This window comes from Mucilaginibacter sp. MD40, from assembly GCF_002288635.1.
GTDB lineage: Bacteria > Bacteroidota > Bacteroidia > Sphingobacteriales > Sphingobacteriaceae > Mucilaginibacter.
This window is the reverse complement of record NZ_NRSW01000001.1, coordinates 3,508,255-3,526,988: the sequence shown is the minus strand read 5'-3', so window position 1 is coordinate 3,526,988 and position 18,734 is coordinate 3,508,255. Positions and strand designations below refer to the sequence as shown.

Sequence of the window (18,734 nt, the reverse complement as noted above, 5' to 3'; positions counted from 1 at the left end):
TGTTGAAGCTTATGATCATTAAACAGCTTTTTGTATGAAAAATATTTTCTCTCGTAAAAGGGTGCTTTATGTAAGCGCGGCCTTATTGTTTTGCCTGCCGTTTGGCCGTGCCATGGCGCAAACACCGGCCGAAACAGCCCGGATGAACGCTTACGTAAGCGCGCTGATGAAAAAAATGACCATTGATGAAAAGATCGGTCAGTTAAATCTCGTAACCGGTGGCATGGCCATCACGGGTTCGGTTACCAATAATGGAATAGGCGAGGGCGTTAAGAACGGCTCCATAGGCGGAATTTTTGGTTTGTACGGCACGTCAGATGTACGCAAGATGCAGGAGGCCGCCGTTAAGGGTACCCGCCTGCACATCCCGCTGATATTTGGTTTGGATGTGATACACGGGCACCGCACCATATTCCCTATACCGCTGGGCATGTCGGCCACGTGGGACCTGGGCTTAATTGAGCAGTCGGCACGTATCGCTGCTAAAGAAGCTACAGCCGAGGGCCTTAACTGGGTTTTTTCGCCGATGGTAGATATCGCGCGTGACGCCCGCTGGGGCCGTATCTCCGAAGGCAGCGGCGAGGACCCTTACCTGGGTGGTAAAATAGCCGCCGCCATGGTGCGTGGTTATCAGCACAACAATCTTAAAGCGCCCGACGCTGTAATGGCGTGCGTTAAACACTTTGCCCTGTACGGTGGCGCCGAAGCCGGCCGCGAATATAATACGGTGGATATGAGCCGCCTGGCCATGTATAATTATTACCTGCCGCCCTACAGAGCCGCTGTTGACGCGGGCGCGGGCAGCATCATGAGTTCATTTAACGTGGTTGATGGCGTGCCTTCAACTGTGAATAAATGGCTGCTTACCGATCTGCTGCGTAAACAATGGGGCTTTAAAGGCTTTGTGGTATCAGATTATACTTCGCTGAACGAGGTAACCGAGCACGGCCTGGGCGACCTGCAAACTGTATCCGCACGTGCCATTAATGCCGGCCTGGATATGGATATGGTGGGCGAGGGCTACCTAAAAACGCTAAAGCAATCGTTACAGGAAAAGAAGATATCTATTAATGATATTGATCGCGCCTGCCGCCTTATCCTTGAAGCTAAATACAAACTGGGCTTGTTTGCCGATCCTTATAAGTCTATCGACCCACGCCGCGAGAAAACCGATATCATGACCGCGGAGAACCGTGCAGCAGCTCGTATTACCGCTGAGCACTCATTTGTATTGCTTAAAAATGATAACCAGATACTGCCGCTTAAAAAATCAGGTGGTAGTATAGCCCTGGTTGGCCCGCTGGCCGATAACAAACGTGATATGCTGGGTACCTGGGTAATAGGCGGCGAGTGGGAAAAGTCCGTAAGCGTAATGGAGGGTATTAAAAAGGTAGTTGGTGATAATGTAAAGATCAACTATGCCAGGGGCAGCAATATTACCGATGATACCACCTTTATGAAACGCCTTAACTTTGGCCCGGGTATGGTATGGTTGGATAAACAATCGCCTGATGAAATGATAGATGACGCGGTTAAGGCGGCCAAAAAATCAGATATTATTGTGGCGGTAGTTGGCGAGTCGCAAAGCATGAGCGGCGAATCATCAAGCCGTTCGGATATCAGCATACCCGAAAGTCAGCAGAAAATGCTTAAAGAATTGGCTAAGTTAGGCAAGCCAATGGTACTGGTGTTATTTAACGGACGGCCGCTTACCCTGCAATGGGAAAACGATAACGCCGCCGCCATACTGGATGTTTGGGCGCCAGGTACCGAAGCCGGTAATGCCATTGCCAATGTGCTGTTCGGTAATTATAATCCATCGGGTAAGTTAACTACCACCTTCCCGCGCAGCGTAGGGCAAATACCTTTATATTATAACCACCTGAATACAGGCCGACCTTATACATCAGGGCCAACCAAATTCCGGTCTGATTACCTGGACATCAGCAATGATCCATTATATCCTTTCGGTTATGGTTTAAGCTATACCAAATTCAGCTATAGCGATATTAAACTCAACAAGTCTGTATTGGTAGGTAACGAAACGCTTACAGCTTCGGTAACGGTAAGCAACACCGGGAAATACGCCGGCGAAGAGGTAGTACAGTTGTATATAAAGGACCCGGTAGCCAGCATTAGCCGCCCTGTTAAGGAACTGAAGGATTTTAAAAAGATAGCACTTCAACCCGGCGAACAGAAAACGGTTACCTTTAATATTACTACCGATAAGCTCAAATTTTACAACAGCGACCTGCGTTACGATTGGGAGCCCGGTGAGTTTGTTATTGAGATAGGTACCAACTCTGCAACCACTGGCAGCACTAGGGTAATCTGGAACAAATAGCTTAAATATTTTTTAAATAAATTACTGCTTAAACGGCCTTTGCATAACGCAAAGGCCGTTTGCTTTTATATAACTCATGAATGTAAAGGGTGCATGTACTTGGTGTAAAACAACGCGAATGAGTGGTGTAACAATATCCGCTAAAAACGCAGATTAATGTTATTTTAACAGTTATTTAATATAAAATGGGCGCTTTTTAAACTATTGGCGCCGTATTTTTTAATTTTTTTACGGGGTAGAGAAATATAAGTGGTTGGCAGGCATCCGATACTCCGTTTTTTTGTTGAAATGTCTTCTTTTTGAGATTTTCGAATTGTTAAAATATTATTAGAATATTTTCTTTTTTAAAAGGCTTGCAAATATTGTTGATGATTTTGCAAGAATTGTTAAATGAATATTCTTTTTGTGAAAAATATTATAAATCGTAATTAACTCCTTGTGTATCAAATACACACTATTTATATTAGGTCAATACCATTATAAAACCAGCTCTTTTTTAACAGGAGCGCATATTTAAGAACATATTAAAATAATTGAGGCCGCAAAATCACGAAGATGGCGTGGCACAATAGCAAATTAAAATACCGGGGATAGTGTACCATATGGTTAAATTTTTACAATTTCTTATTTCATATCTCACCAATAAAAAGCAACTGCTTTTTACCGAAAGAGGAAATTGTGCAGCCATGCACCTAACGGCGTACCCGCGCGGCCAAACGCGAACGCCCTTGCCGGTCCTGTTTCCCATATCTCACTAAGAACAAGATCTTAAATCAAATATATTAATCAACTAAATCTCAAATCTCATGTTTAAAAGTTTACTCCTTAAAGGAAGAACGCTATGCCTGCTCTTGTGCTGCATGGTTTCTTCGTTGGTAGTTACAGCTCAAACTAAACACTCAGGTAAGGTTACAGGCAGCGATGACAAGTTGCCCGTAGTTGGCGCCTCTGTTTTGTTAAAGGGTACTACCATTGGTACACAAACAGACGTAAACGGTAATTACAGTATTTCTGTAAAACCGGGCGATGTGCTTGTGTTCACTTATTTGGGTTACACTACAAAGGAGGTTACCGTTGGCCAGAGCGAAACAATTAACGTTGTTTTACAATCAGCCAATAACAGCCTTAGCGAAGTAGTAGTAACCGGTTATACCGCACAGCGCAAAAAAGACATTGCCGGTTCGGTAACCACGGTTAACGTAAACGATGCTAAATCGGTACCAACTGTTAGTACAGAAAGCTTGCTGCAAGGCCAGGCTGCCGGTGTTAGCGTTGTTACACAGGGTGCTCCCGGTGCTGGCGCGCAGGTAAACATCCGCGGTATTGGTAACTTTGGTAACTCATCTCCATTATATGTAGTTGACGGATTACAGACCAGCAGCATTTCTAACATCAACCCTAATGATATCGAGTCTATCTCGGTGTTGAAAGATGCCGGCGCCGCTGCCATCTACGGTGTAAGCGGTGGTAACGGTGTAGTAGTAGTAACTACTAAAAAAGGTAAATCGGGTAAAGCCACTATTACTTACGATGCTTTTTATGGCACAACACAGCCATTGAGCGGCAACGTATTTAATCTGCTGAATGCTGACCAGTTCCAGCAACTGGTTGCCAAGGTTGACCCTGATAACGATTTAATGAAGGGTAACCCTAACGGCAAAGTGTTCTATGATTATGGTTACCAGTCTGGTGCTGGTGCTAAAGGTGTATTTAACCAGGATCAGGCATCTAATTTCCTTCCTAACTATCACCTGGATAACGACCCGGCAAAAGACTACCTGATACAAAAATTTGTAAAAGGCGCGGGTACAGATTGGTTCCACGAAATTTTTAAAGCTGCCCCTATACAGCAGCACTCATTAAGCGCAAGCGGCGCGAGCGATAAAAGCGCTTATTACCTGTCATTAGGTTACACTAATCAACAGGGTACATTAATTAACACCTACTTTAAAAGGTACCAGGCCCGTGTTAATACTACATTTAACGTTAAAGACCATGTGCGTTTAGGCGAAAACATCAGCTTTTACTACATTAATTCGCCAAACGGTGGCGGTGGTTTAGCTAACGGTGGTAACCAGAACGAGGGTAACCCTATTTCTGAAACCTACCGTACACTGCCAATTATCCCGGTATATGATATCGCCGGTAATTTAGGTGGTACCTATGCAGGCCCTGCCGCTTTAGGTAACGCGCTTAACCCGGTGGGTATACAACAACGCCAAAGCACTACCCATACCAACAATTATGGTATACAAGGTACTGTTTTTGCTGAGGTTGACCTGCTGAAACACTTTACAGCTCGTACAGCATTCAGTGCAGATATCAATAACAACTACTACTACAACATTGGCTACCGCCAATATGATAGCGGTGAAGCCCATGGTGGTAACAACAGCTACAACGAAGGTTCATCATACAACAGTAACTTTAACTGGAGTAATACCTTAAACTACAAACAAATATTTGGCAAACACAACATTAACGTGTTGGCAGGTTTTGAGCAAAGAGGTTACACCGGCCGTTACATTAACGCCACTGCTAAAAACCTTTTCTCGCTTGATCCATTCTATGCCAACATCACCAACGGACAGCCAGGCCAAACTACAGCTAACAGCTCATTTAATGGCCTTAACCGTATCCTTTCATTCTTTGGCCGTGTAGATTATACCTTTAATGACAGGTACATCCTGGGTGCCACTATCCGTCGTGATGGTAGCTCACTGTTCGCACCTGGCCAAAAATGGGGTACTTTCCCTGCCGTATCTGCGGCATGGCGCGCATCACAGGAAGATTTCCTGAAAGATGTTAAATGGTTAAACGACCTGAAGATCCGCGGTAGTTATGGTACTGCCGGTTACAACGCCAACGTAGCGGTTAACAGCGCTTACGCGGCTTACGGCAGCAGCGCGGGTGGTTCATCATACCCAATTGATGGTTCTTCAAGCTCGGTAATTCCTGGTTATTACAGCAACTCTCTTGGTAACCCTTACACTACCTGGGAAAACGATAAGATCTTCAACGTAGGTTTTGATGCATCGTTATTTAACCATTTGGATGTGACTGTGGAGTACTACAAAAAAACCATCACCAAACTATTGGTAAACGTACCACTGCCTGCTACCGTGGGTGGTTTAGATGCGGCGTTCCCATTTGTGAACAATGGTACAGTAGTTAACAAGGGTTTTGATATTACCGCTAACTACCATGCATCAGCAGGTGATTTCAAATACTCAATTGGCGCTAACATCACCACCATCAATAACAAGATCACTCAATTGGGTGCTCCATTCTTTACTACCGGTATTCGTAACGGTAGCGTAGGCTACAACCAAGTAGGTGGTGGTATAGGTGATTTCTACGGATACAAAGTAATTGGCTACTGGAACAACCAGGCAGAGATCGACGCGCTTAACGCGCAGCAAAAACCGGATATCTTCGGTTCAACCCCGGTTTACCAGACCGATGCTGCCCCGGGCCGTTTCCGTTATGCCGATGTTAATGGCGATGGCCGCATCACCGATGCCGACCGTACCAAAATTGGTAAACCACTGCCTGACTTTACTTACGGTGTAAACCTTAACCTGTCATACAAAAACTTTGACATGAACGCCGTATTCTACGGTTCATATGGTAACCAGGTGTATAACTCAATTAAGTACTGGACTAACTTTTACGGTTCACAAACCGGTAACAAAAGCTTAGACCTGTTAAACAATGCATGGGACCCGGCTAAAACACCGGCACAAAACGCCAATGCTAAAACACCGATCGCCGAGAAAACTACCAATTTCAGTACAGCGGACGCGATCAGCTCTTACTACGTAGAGAATGCTTCGTTCCTGAAATTAAGATCAGTACAGATCGGTTATACCTTTAACCCAAGCATGCTGAAAAAAGTAGGTATTGATAAGCTGCGTGCTTATGTACAGGGTACTAACCTGTTCACCGCTACCAAATACAGCGGTCTGGATCCGGAGTTGCAATCTGTTGACCGTAATAGCTACGGTGTTGACCTGGGTAACTACCCTAACAACGAGCGCAGGTTTATATTCGGCGTTAACGTAACATTCTAAAATAACTAACAGAAGATATAAAGATAATAGTTATGAAAAAAAGCTTTAAATTGAAGGTCATCATCCCGGCAACACTTGTTTTGCTTGGAGCGACTTACTCTTGTAAGAAATACCTGGACCAGGCGCCTATCGGGGCTCTGATCCCGGAGGTACTTGCAACCCGTGCGGGTGTTGATGGTGTATTGATAGGTGCTTACTCCGTAGTTGATGGGGTGTTTGACGGGCAGGCGGGTAGCCCATGGGAAACCGGTACCGATAACTGGATATATGGTAGCGTTGTAGCGGGTGACGCCTTTAAGGGCTCTAACCCGGGCGACCAGCCGGCCGCGGCCAACCTGGAAGCGTTTTCTGCTACAGGCGCCAATGACTACCTTAATGATAAATGGCGTGTTTGCTATGCCGGTGTACAGCGTGCAAATGACGTGTTAAGGTTATTGCCACAGGTAAAAGATGGTTCGGTAACTGCCGATCAGCAAAAGCAATACATTGCTGAAGCACGTTTCCTGCGTGGTTTCTTCCACCTGGAGGCAGCTAAGTTGTGGAAAAATGTACCTTATATTGATGAAACTATCACTTACGGTGCCAATAACTACAACGTACCTAACAGCGGCCCGATATGGGATAAAATAGCGGCCGATTTTGCAGCAGCTGCCGCGGACCTGCCTAACACACAACCACAGGTTGGTCGTGCTAACAAATGGGCTGCACTGGCTTTTGAGGCAAAAACGCTGATGTTTAATCATAAATATGCTGATGCGTATACCATCCTTAAAAACGTAATTGCTAATGGTGTAACCGCATCAGGCGCTAAATACGCTTTAGGTAAATATGCCGATAACTTTAACCCATCAACTAAAAACGGTCCTGAGGGTGTATTTGTGGTACAAACATCAGTACATGATGGTGCCAACGGCTTAAACGGTAACGCGGGTAGCGTATTGAACTTCCCGTCAGGTGGCCCTGCAGGCTGCTGCGGGTTCTTCCAGCCTACATTTGATTTTGTTAACTCGTTTAAAGTAGATGCGAATGGTTTACCATTGATCGACAGCTACCAGAATGGTTATATCACTAATGACCAGGGTGTACCTGCCGGTACTGTGTTTACTCCAGGTAACGAACTGCTTGATGCCAGGTTAGATTGGTCAGTAGGTCGCCGTGGTATCCCATACTTAGACTGGGGTATTTGCCCGGGTGCTGCATGGGCACGTGACCAGCCAAACGGTGGTCCGTACCTGCCAATTAAAAACGTTTATTACAAAGCGGCACAATCAACTACTTCTGATAGCTACGGTGGTTGGGCTGCAAACCAGGCTACTTCAAACAGCTACAATGCTATCCGTTATGCTGATGTATTGCTTTGGGCTGCAGAGTGCGCGGTTGAAACCAGTGACCTGCCGGCTGCCGAAGGTTATGTAAACCAGGTAAGGGCACGCGCTGCCGACCAGAGCGGTTGGGTTAAAGGTAAACTTACCGGTTACGGCCTTGACGATAAAGGCAACCCTGACGCTACCAAACCAATTGTAGATAACTCTCAATTCGCGGCAAACTACAAAGTAGGCTTGTACAGCGGCCAATTCCTGGCAAATGGCCAGGCATGGGCACGCAAAGCGGTATACTTTGAGCGTAAGCTGGAACTGGGTATGGAAGGCCATCGTTTCTTTGACCTTTCTCGTTGGGATGCGGTTAACGGCGGCCCTGCCGGAAACATCATGACCACAGAGATCGAGAAGTTCCTGAAAAATACACGTGATTTTGGCGACAAATTTACCTCTGCGGTAATGAAAGTAGCGAAATTCGGTTCAAATAAAAATGAGCTGTTCCCTATTCCTCAAACCCAGATCGACTTATCGAAAGGTACTTTGAAACAAAATCCGGGCTATTAATTAAAAGCTTGCATTTTTTAAAAAGAGGGAAAGATGTAATGTCTTTCCCTCTTTTATTTTTAAAATATTGTTTAATATAGTGTTCATGAAACCCCTTAAATTCCTGTTCATCGCGGCTGCTCCGTTGCTATTTTTCTCATGCAGGAAAGCTACTTTGTTTGAGCGCGTATCTTCTTCACAATCAGGCATTAAGTTTAATAATGAGGTTACCGAAAATGATAGCATTAACCCGCTTGATAAGCTCAATATTTACAATGGAGGCGGCGTAGGCATCGGCGATTTTAATAATGATGGCTTGCAGGATATTTACTTTGTAGGAAACCAGGTTGCCAACAAACTGTACATTAACAAAGGGGACTTTAAGTTTGATGATGTTACACAAGCCGCCGGTGTGGGCGGTAGCGGCGGCTGGGGCCGTGGCGTAGCCGTTGTGGATATTAACAACGATGGGCTAAAGGATATTTATGTTTGCTATACTTTATTAAACGACCCTAAGAAACGCACCAACCTGCTGTACATTAATACCGGTCCCGATAAAAATGGGGTACCCCATTTTAAAGAGTCGGCTGCGGAGTATGGATTGCAGATCAACGCGCACTCTACCATGGCGTCGTTTTTTGATTATGATAACGATGGCGATCTGGATATGTACCTCACCATTAACGAGGTGCAGGCAAATGATAATACCAGCGCTTTCAGGCCTATTATTAAGGATGGTTCTGCACGCAGCACGGGTCGGCTTTATCGTAATGATTATGACCCCATCTTGAAGCACCCGGTTTTTAAAGACGTTTCTAAAGAAGCAGGGATACTCATCGAGGGCTACGGCCATGCTACCAGCATAGCCGATTTTAACCGCGATGGCTGGAAAGATATTTACGTAACTAACGACTTTTTACCTAACAACATCCTGTACATTAATAACCACGACGGTACTTTTACCGACAGGTCGCAGGAGTATTTTAAGCATACTGCCACCAGTGCCATGGGTCAGGACGTGCAGGATATTAATAATGATGGCCTCGCGGATGTTTTTGAGCTGGATATGGACCCGGAAGATAACTATCGTAAAAAGATGTTTATGCCGGGTATTTCCTATCAGCTGTATCAGAATTTTGATAATTACGGTTACCAATACCAGTATAACCACAACGCTTTACAGCTTAACCAAGGTCCGCGGTTAGGGCAAAACGATTCTATAGGCGCGCCGGTATTCAGCGAGATAGCCTTTATGAGTGGCGTGGCCCAAACCGACTGGAGCTGGGGGCCTATGATAACCGACTTTGATAACGACGGGTTCAGGGATATTGTGGTGACCAATGGTTACCCGCGTGATGTTACCGACCATGATTTTATCGCCTTCAGGAACGAGTCGTTCGCGGTGGCTTCCAAAAAACAGGTATTGAGCCAGATACCTATTGTGAAGATCCCCAATTACGCGTTCCGCAACAATGGTAAGCTGCAGTTTGAGGATGTTACCAAAAGCTGGGGCATGGATATCCCTTCTTTCTCCAACGGTTGCGCCTATGCCGACCTGGATAACGACGGCGACATGGATGTGGTGATCAATAATATTGATGACGAGGCATTTGTGTACCGAAATACCGCCCGCGATAAGGATAAGGCGGACAACAATTATCTGCACATACAATTTAAAGGCGGCGCCGGAAACAAGGACGGGATAGGCGCCTGGGCAGATATTTATTACGGAAAAGGAAAACACCAGGTATACGAGAATACACCTTTCAGGGGGTACTTGTCTACCATACAAAATATAGCCCACTTTGGCCTGGGGAATGTTACACGGGTCGATTCGGTAGTAATTAAATGGCAAAATGGTAAAGAGCAGGTGCTGCGGAATGTAAAAACTAACCAGCTGCTTACCGTAAATGAAAAAGATGCGCAAAAGCCATATACACTCAAAAACGGCGGTATTGCTAAGCAGGCGCTTTTCAGCGAGGTTACCCATGATGTGGGCATCCGCTACACCAACCAAGACGATGATTATATCGACTTTAACGTACAAAAACTGCTGCCGCATAAGTTTTCGGAGTATACCCCGGCCATTGCCGTTGGCGATATGGATGGCAACGGCTTTGACGATATGGTAGTAGGAGGCACCTCCAAATATCCCGCACAGGTGTTTTTGCAGCAGGCAAACGGAAAGTTTACCCAGCGTGCTTTATATCAGCCTAACTCAACCCTGGCATTTAAGGACGAAGGCTTGCTGCTGTTTGATGCCGATGGCGACGGCGACCTTGACCTGTACGCCGCCAGTGGTGGTTACGAGCAGGAGCCGGGCTCAAAAAACTATCAGGACAGGGTATACGCCAATGATGGTAAGGGAAACTTTACCCTGCAAGCCAATGCTTTGCCAGCCAACTTTACCAGCAAGCTATGCGTAAAGGCAGTTGATTATGATAAGAACGGCAAGCTCGACCTGTTTGTATCCGGTAGGGTAAACCCCTGGAACTATCCTAAACCGGTATCGAGCTTTATATTAAGAAATGATAGCCGCAACGGGCAGATAAAATTCACCGACGTTACCCCGACAGTAGCCAAGAGCCTGGTTAACCTGGGACTGGTGTGCGACGCTTCTTTTACCGATTATAATAATGATGGCTGGCCCGACCTGGTGATCACCGGCGAATGGATGCCCGTTACCTTCCTGAAAAACGACCACGGCACATTTAAAGATGTAACCGCTGATACCCAAATAGCAGGCGAAATGGGCTGGTGGAATACCATTGCTGGCGGCGATTTTGACCACGACGGTGATATCGACTACATAGTGGGTAACACAGGCCTTAATACCTTTTACCAGGCCAGCGAAAAATACCCCATGTACATTACCGCCAAGGATTTCGATAATAATGAAAGTTATGACGCTTTCCCTTCGCTGTTTTTAAAGGACCGAAATGGCGAGATGAAAGAGTTTCCTGCGCACACGCGTGATGATATTGTGAAGCAGATGATCAGCATGCGTATCAAGTTCCAGAACTATAAGTCGTTCGCAGTAGCTACCATGGACAGCGTAATTACGCCTGAGATGCGCAAAGGTGCTATCAGGCTAAAAGCCACCAACCTCAAATCGTGCTATATGCGTAACGATGGTAACGGCAAATTTACGCTGATGCCTTTACCTATTGAGGCGCAGTTGTCACAGCTTTCGGGTATCATCATTGATGATGTTGACGGCGATGGCAACCTCGACGCGGTACTGAACGGTAATGATTACGGTACTGATGTAAGCACAGGCCGTTACGATGCCTTTAACGGGCTGGTGCTAAAAGGGGATGGCAGGGGTAATTTTAAACCGCTGAGTATTCTGCAAAGCGGTATTTACATCCCCGGCGATGGCAAGGGATTGGTAAAACTGCGCGGCGCGGGCGATAAATACCTGGTGGCCGCGAGTCAGCATAAAGGCCCGCTAAAAGTGTTTGAGCTGAAAAGGAAAGTAGGGATGGTTCCGCTATCGCCTATGGATATGTATGCCAGCATCCGGTACAAAAATGGCAGAACAACCCGGCTTGAATTTTATAATGGCGGTTCGTTCTTGTCACAGTCGGGCAGATTTTTTAATATTGACCAAACAATGGCTTCGGTAACAGTAACCAACAACGCGGGCCAAACCAGAAATATTCCCTTAAATTAATTTTTATTGCTGATCATGAGATACCTTAGGTTTATTACAGCCGGTTTAGTTGTTGCCGGTATGCTGGCTATCGGTTGCCATAACAAGCCCAAAACCAAACTCCTTAAAGATACCGATGTTCTCCACGAGAATGTGGACAGGCTTACCCAGGTAATCATTTACGATGCGTTTAGCCCACCTGTGGCCAGCCGCATTTATGGTTATACTACGCTGGCGGCGTATGAGGCTATGCGTTTCCAAAACCCGGGGTATAACTCTATTGCTAACCAGTTAAAAGGTTTTAAACCTATGCCGTTGCCGCAAAAGGGGCAAAATTATAATTACACGCTTGCCGCTACCAAAGCGTTCTTTACCGTTGCGCACAAGGTTACTTTTTCTATCGATACCCTTAAGAAGTATGAAGACAAGGTGTTTGCCATGTACAAGGATAACCTGGACGAAGCCACTTACACCCGCTCTATGGCTTTTGGCGATACCATCGGCAAAGCTATACTCTCACGTGCCAAGTTTGATAATTATGCCAAAACCCGTGGCAAACCCCGTTTCCTGGGCAGCCATGATAACGGTAAATGGCGCCCCACCGCGCCCGACTACCTGGACGGCGTTGAGTTTTGCTGGGGTACTATGGAAACCTTTGTAGTAAAATCATCATCAGATTTTCCGCTGCCGCCGCCTGCGCCGTATAGCGAGGATAAGAACAGTACCTACTTCAAGCAAAACGTAGAAGTATATGAGCAGAGCAAAAAGAATACACCCGAGCAGATAGAAATAGCCAAATTTTGGGACGATAACCCGTTTGTGATACAGCATAACGGGCACATGATGTTTGTAAACAAGAAAATTACACCCGGGGGCCATTGGATAGGCATTACGGCTATCGCCTGTAAAAAAGCCAAAGCCGACGCTGTTAAAACCGCACAGGCCTACGCCATGACGGCCATTGCCCTGTATGATGCCTTTATTTGCGGCTGGCAGGTAAAATATGTTACAGAGTACATCAGGCCTATTACGGTGATAAATGAAAAAATAGACCCCAAATGGCAGCCCATGCTGCAAACGCCGCCATTCCCCGAATACCCCAGCGGCCATAGCGATATCAGCGCCGCCTCTGCTGTTGTGCTTACCCATCTGTTTGGCGATAACTTTGATTTTCAGGACACCAGTGATCTGCGTTACATAGGCATGCAGCGGCATTTTAAATCATTTTTGCAAGCTTCCGACGAAACATCCATCAGCCGTTTTTATGGTGGTATACATTACCGTGTAAGTGTGGATGCAGCTGCTAAGCAAGGCCGCGAAATAGGTGAATATATCTGGAATAATTTAAAGCTGGAGAATTAAAATTGGGGCTTATCAACATGAAAGTAAACCGTAAATTTTATGGCATTTTTTGCCTGTTATCATCAGCAGTGCTGGTATTGGTTACCGCTTCGCTGGATGGTTGCAGGCATAAAGGGGCGGATGACTACCAACTCACCGGCGATACCATTGCCGATGGCAAATACCTGGTAAAACAATACTGCACCGGCTGCCATGCCGAAACCGAGCCCGATATGCTCACCCGCGATGTATGGCGCATGCACACGCTGCCCTCAATGGCGCATTATTTAAAGATATCTACCTATGGCAGCGATTTTTATAAGAAGCCTGAAGATACAGGCGGCATATCTATTGTTAACTGGCAGGCAATAGTCAATTATTACAACAAAGTAGCGCCTGTTGAACTAAAACCAGCCAAGGCACCTGCTGCCCTTCAAAAGGATTGGGCGGTGTTTGGTTTGAAGAAACCACAGCCGGTAACCAATGTAAGTTTTACCACGATGGTGGCTGCAGATACTGCTAACGGTAAAATATACACCAGCGACCTGGTAACTACCGAACTAACGGCCTGGGATAAAGATTTAAATGGTAAACAAATAGCCATACTTCCGTCTGCTGCTGTTGACGCGCAATTCGACAAACAGAAAGGCGCAGGGAATATAATGTTATCATGCATAGGGCGTATTGACGCGGTTGATTACCCCAGTGGCAGGATAGTAGCGGTAAATCCCGGTACCGGTAATGTAAAAGATGTGGCCGCAGACCTGCCCAGGCCGGTACAGATACTCAAAGCCGATTTTGATAAGGACGGCCGCGACGAAATGGTGGTTTGTGGACAAGGTTTTACCAAAGGTGGTATATACCTGTATAAAATGGGCGATAACCAGTCGGTACTAAAGAAGAATGTGATCACTGATAGACCGGGAGCGGTACAAGCTTTGGCGCAGGATTTTAACAAGGACGGCTGGACGGACCTGATGGTACTCTTCGGTACCGGTAACGAAGGCCTGGCCATGTATATCAATGATAAAAAGGGTGGGTTCATCACGAGGGAGCTGCTGCAATTCCCGCCGGTATATGGCTCAACCAGTTTTCAGTTGAGTGATATCGACCATGATGGTAACCCCGACCTAATTTATACCTGTGGCTATAATTACCACGACTCGAGGATACTGAAACCTTATCACGGGTTGTATATCTACAAAAATACCGGCAATTTCAATTTCAAACAGCAATGGTTTTACCCGATCAATGGGGCGACAAAAGCCATAGCCGCTGATTTTGATGCCGATGGCGACCTGGATATTGCCACCACAGCCTTTTTTGCGGATATGAAGAATAACCCGGCTGAAGAATGTATATACTTTGACCAGGTGAAGCCTATGCAGTTTACGCCACACGCTATACCCGTGAGCCAGTACGGCAGGTGGATGAATATGCAGGTGGCCGACTGGAACGGGGACGGTAAACCGGATATTTTGTTAGGCAACTATGCCAGCGGTTTCCTTTTCCAGCCCGATTTTCGTCCTAACTGGGATGAACATTTGCCGTTTATCATCTTACAGAATAACCGTGGAGGCAAATAATTATAGTTTTTTCAGGTAGGCGAGTATCTGCTTTGCCTTGTCAGGGTAAACGGCAATATGGTGGGTACGTATCAATACCGGGTGCTGCTCGTTAATAATGGCTTTTGATGGCAGCATAGGCATGTGGCAGTCTACACATTTTGTTTTGAGTACCTCGTCGCTTACCCGGCCGGTAAGTTTGCAAAGGTTATGGTTGGTTGCTTTGTGGCAGGTGCCGCAGCGCGCCGCGAATATTGCGGTTTGCTTATGCTGATCGGTATGCGGGGCATGGCAGCTGGAGCAGTTCATTTGGCTGGCGGTAAAGCAGCGGCTGGTTTTGAGCATTTCCAACTGATTGCCGTGTACGTCAATATGTTCCAGATCCGGCGGACCGGCATCGGCAGCGCGGGTTTTGTAATCGGTTAATTTGTCGCCCGGCTTAAAATTAAATATCGATTGTTTGTTATCTGTTTGAGTACCCGAGTGGCAGGTGCCGCACAGATCGGTTTGCTGTGTGCGGGTAAGCTTGCTGATATCTGTGATGTAACGGCCAGTTTTTTCCTGCGGGTGCGATAGCTGGTATTCGGCATGTTCCCTTCCCGGGCCGTGGCAACGTTCGCAATCGATCCGTAAGACCATTGATGCCTTGTTAAAACCAGTCACCTCGCCGCCAAAACTTGGCGCTTTCCCGGGTTCCGTTGCCGCGTAAGTAGCGTGGCACTCTAAGCAGCGTACATTAACGGCGCGGTCATAACTGGCCATAACGGTATCATAACCCGGGCTTACAATCCATTTATTTTGCGCGTAATCAAAAGATACGGGTAACTGAAACAGCTCGTTTTCCTTCCAGTAAAGATAGGTTTCGCCCTTTACGCCCCCCATTACCAGGTCCATGCGGGCTTTTTGGGCTTCCTGCCCGTTAATGTAGTTCACCTGGTACATGCCGCTATCGGTCTTTAGCATTTTTACCCTGGAGTGGTTGTTGTAGTTCATTTCGCTTTTAGCGCCTGCGAAAATGCCATGTACAGCGTTTTCCGTAGCGAATGCCGATGATTGGTAGTGTGCGGTATGCAGGTAATCCTTATCTAAGTTTTTATGGCAGCTGATGCAGGTTTTGGCACCGGCGTAATCAGCCCCCCGCGGGTCGGCTTTGGTAGTGCTGGTGCTGCATTGCGATATAATGAGGAGTACCGGCAGCAAAAAAACGGCGCACATAACCAAATACCTGGACTTCATTTAGGTAGCGAAATTTTATTAACTAATGATAGCCATATTCATTGGTTATGCCTCGTTTTGAGTTGTAAGTATTTCGTTACAATCAAAGAGAAATAAATCTGGAGAAAATTTTAAAATAAATAGTACTATGTATTGCATGATACTATGCGATGTGTATATTTGTGTAAATAATGAAAGGTCATGAATAAACAAATACGCATTTTAATTATAGCCATAGGCGCAATAGCCTCAATGGCAGGCTGTAACAGGGGCCGCACCACCAGTATTGATAATTCTACTGATGGTCACCGTCAGGAGATCAAGTATTCGGGAAGTGTGGTATTTACGCCCGACTCAACAGGTATAGCTCAAATCTCTAAAGAGGGGTATTTATTTTTTGATGAAGACGGCAAAAAGCTGAGGGCTGAGAACGGCGATAAAAACCAGGTAGTTTACAGTTTTGATGGGGACAGCTTTGTAAACCAGTTATCGGCAGAACAAAAGGAATTTTTAGCCCACGCGGTAAAAACCGTTATAAGCGCACGCGCCAAACTAAGGCGTTAGCGCTTTAAAATTTAGTTTCAATTTGAGTGTGTAAATGCCGGTGCCGCGAGGGTTACCGGCATTTTTTAGATATATTGAAGTTGATCTACACTGATCTGGTCCAATCCGCTGATCACCTTATCGGCTTTGGTTAATACTTCGGGCTGCCCAATGCCAATGGCCTTCATGCCGCCGTTACGGGCGGCCTCAATACCGGCAACCGCATCTTCAAATACAATACAATTGGCGGGTGCAACGCCAAGTAGGCTGGCGCCTTTTACAAAAACTTCCGGGTCGGGCTTAGGGGCGCTTACGCTGTTGCCATCTACTATAGCATCAAACAGCGGAGTAAGGCCGAGCTTTTCCAATATCACCGGCGTATTCTTACTGGCCGAGCCAATAGCGGTTTTAATACCGGCCTGGCGGCAGGCGCTTACAAATTCTTTCGCTCCAGGCAGTATTTCGGCAGGTGTCATATGGGTGATCATATCCACATACCAGTCGTTTTTTTTATTGGCCAGTTTATTCATTTCCTCATCGCTCAGGTGCCCTATGTTCCCCCAGCCCAGTATCAGCTTAAGCGAAGCCATACGGCTCACGCCCTTTAACTGCTCGTTCTGTTCTTCTGTAAAATCAAACCCAAGTTCGTTGGCCAGGCGCTTCCATGCGCGGTAATGATAAACGGCCGTATCAACAATAACCCCGTCGAGGTCAAAAATGCAAGCTTTAACATCCATGCGATAAAGGTAAGATGCTTGTTAATAATCATTATAAATAATTGTTAACATTATTTGGATTAATTATAAATAAATGGGATTTTTGTTTTGCAAATGGTTACAACGCTTACTTCACCATCAACCCCCACCTGGGAAAATGTATTCAGCACGGCATCCGGCGCGGTTTACCAGTGCGATGCAGAAAACTGCTGGTACATTGATTTTGCCGGTAAGGTAGCCGGGTTTAATTACCGCTGTCTGCAAAAGCTGAAAAAGGCGATATACCATATTGATATTGAGGCCAAGCTGCTGGATACCTCGAAAGACCCGGATGTGGAAATCATTTTCATCTGTGCCTGCGATCATACCTACATCCTTACGCTGCTGCAGGTGATCGCCTTAAAAGAGCTGCTGCAGGGTACATTTGTGATGCTGGAGCTTAACTCCATCCTGCACGATAAACTCTATCGTACTGCCTGCTAATAATTTAGACTGAATTTATATTGCTTTTATTTTTAGCACCCGGTACAGGTGAAGCGTATATTGTATAATTATTAAATCGGCACGTTTGTTGCCCTTTGTTAATTAAACAAATACCACAATGAAAGATCTTATCCGTATAAAAAGCCTGTTATCAACCGAGGTAGAAGAACTGTTGAACCAGCAGGTAAAAAAAGAGGCCATGTCGTCATCCATTTACCTGGCCATGGCATCATGGTGTAACCGTAATGGTTTCGATTATTCGTCAGAATATTTCTTTAAGCAGGCCGAAGAAGAAAGGCAGCATCAGCTTAAATTCTACAAATATATACTGGACATGGGTGGCAACGCCATTTCACCGGATGTTACCGGCATTAAGCAGGAATATAACTCTTTCCGCGAAGTGTTTGAGGACGCGCTCGACCAGGAGATCAGCGTTACGCAATCTATTAAAAAGATATACGCGCGCTGCCTCAGTGAGCAGGATTATATCACCAACGAATTTTTGAACTGGTTTTTGAAAGAGCAGCGTGAAGAAGAATACAAAGCACGCCGCGCGCTGGAACTGTTTGAGGTAATTGGCGAAGAAGGTACAGGCCACTGGGAAATTGACCGCCATGTAGGCAAGATCAAATACGAAAGCGACGCCAGCTAATCTTCCATTAACAGCTTGATCACATCTTTCTCGGCGTATTCTTTTAACCAGATATTGCCGGGCGATAACGTACAGACCGGTGCCCAATCGCACCGGTCTGTGCATTCTATACGTATCACTTCAATATCCTGGCCGCTGTATTTGGCAAAACGCTTTGCCGCTTTGTACATATCCTTACCGCCGCGCTTGGCGCATTTGCTGCCTGTGCATATAAATAATGTTTTATCCGGTACAGGAAATTTACCCATGTTTCTCGTTTTTAGATTAAACTTATAAAGTAAAGCT

Annotated in this window: 12 protein-coding genes; 9 read left to right on the top strand and 3 right to left on the bottom strand. The window is 45.9% G+C overall.

Annotated features, from left to right (window positions below; genetic code table 11):
- The first annotated feature begins 34 nt into the window (after window positions 1-34).
- The 6 genes from bglX to CKK33_RS15610 all read left to right on the top strand — a co-directional run bounded on the left by bglX (window position 35) and on the right by CKK33_RS15610 (window position 14,861).
- Window positions 35-2,344: a beta-glucosidase BglX gene (gene bglX, locus CKK33_RS15635; protein WP_095705004.1), complete on the top strand. Its 2,310-nt coding sequence runs from the start codon at window positions 35-37 to the stop codon at window positions 2,342-2,344.
- Window positions 2,345-3,150: 806 nt separating this feature from the next.
- Window positions 3,151-6,417 carry a TonB-dependent receptor gene (locus CKK33_RS15630; RefSeq protein ID WP_198952483.1) on the top strand — a complete coding sequence of 1,089 codons (3,267 nt, stop codon included), beginning with the start codon at window positions 3,151-3,153 and terminating at the stop codon, window positions 6,415-6,417.
- Between the two features lie 32 nt (window positions 6,418-6,449).
- A complete protein-coding gene (locus CKK33_RS15625) occupies window positions 6,450-8,300 on the top strand; it encodes a RagB/SusD family nutrient uptake outer membrane protein (protein ID WP_095705002.1) in 1,851 nt (616 codons plus the stop codon).
- 85 nt (window positions 8,301-8,385) lie between these two features.
- Window positions 8,386-11,955: a VCBS repeat-containing protein gene (locus CKK33_RS15620; RefSeq protein ID WP_095705001.1), complete on the top strand. Its 3,570-nt coding sequence runs from the start codon at window positions 8,386-8,388 to the stop codon at window positions 11,953-11,955.
- A gap of 15 nt (window positions 11,956-11,970) precedes the next feature.
- On the top strand, window positions 11,971-13,296 hold the full coding sequence (locus CKK33_RS15615; RefSeq protein WP_233138234.1) for a vanadium-dependent haloperoxidase: 1,326 nt from the start codon (window positions 11,971-11,973) through the stop codon (window positions 13,294-13,296).
- Window positions 13,297-13,313: 17 nt separating this feature from the next.
- Window positions 13,314-14,861, top strand: coding sequence for a VCBS repeat-containing protein (locus tag CKK33_RS15610; RefSeq protein WP_095705000.1), 1,548 nt, complete (start codon window positions 13,314-13,316; stop codon window positions 14,859-14,861).
- Here CKK33_RS15610 and CKK33_RS15605 read toward each other — a convergent pair whose 3' ends face one another.
- On the bottom strand, window positions 14,862-16,076 hold the full coding sequence (locus tag CKK33_RS15605) for a multiheme c-type cytochrome (protein WP_143822973.1): 1,215 nt from the start codon (window positions 16,074-16,076) through the stop codon (window positions 14,862-14,864).
- A 180-nt stretch (window positions 16,077-16,256) separates the two neighbouring features.
- Between CKK33_RS15605 and CKK33_RS15600 the strand changes: the two genes are divergently transcribed.
- Entirely contained in the window at window positions 16,257-16,619 is a 363-nt protein-coding gene (locus tag CKK33_RS15600; protein WP_095704998.1) for a hypothetical protein, read from the top strand.
- A 65-nt stretch (window positions 16,620-16,684) separates the two neighbouring features.
- Here the strand turns inward: CKK33_RS15600 and pgmB are convergent, their stop codons facing one another.
- Window positions 16,685-17,335 carry a beta-phosphoglucomutase gene (gene pgmB / locus CKK33_RS15595; RefSeq protein WP_095704997.1) on the bottom strand — a complete coding sequence of 217 codons (651 nt, stop codon included), beginning with the start codon at window positions 17,333-17,335 and terminating at the stop codon, window positions 16,685-16,687.
- Window positions 17,336-17,428: 93 nt separating this feature from the next.
- On the opposite strand from pgmB, the gene CKK33_RS15590 reads away from it, so the two are divergent.
- Window positions 17,429-17,797, top strand: coding sequence for a hypothetical protein (locus CKK33_RS15590; protein ID WP_095704996.1), 369 nt, complete (start codon window positions 17,429-17,431; stop codon window positions 17,795-17,797).
- Between the two features lie 118 nt (window positions 17,798-17,915).
- Window positions 17,916-18,449 (top strand): ferritin, encoded by a 534-nt coding sequence (locus CKK33_RS15585; protein WP_095704995.1) that lies wholly within the window; start codon window positions 17,916-17,918, stop codon window positions 18,447-18,449.
- Here the strand turns inward: CKK33_RS15585 and CKK33_RS15580 are convergent.
- A complete protein-coding gene (locus CKK33_RS15580) occupies window positions 18,446-18,697 on the bottom strand; it encodes a (2Fe-2S) ferredoxin domain-containing protein (RefSeq protein ID WP_095704994.1) in 252 nt (83 codons plus the stop codon). The two genes, CKK33_RS15585 and CKK33_RS15580, sit on opposite strands and share 4 nt — an antisense overlap.
- Between the last annotated feature and the right edge of the window lie 37 nt (window positions 18,698-18,734).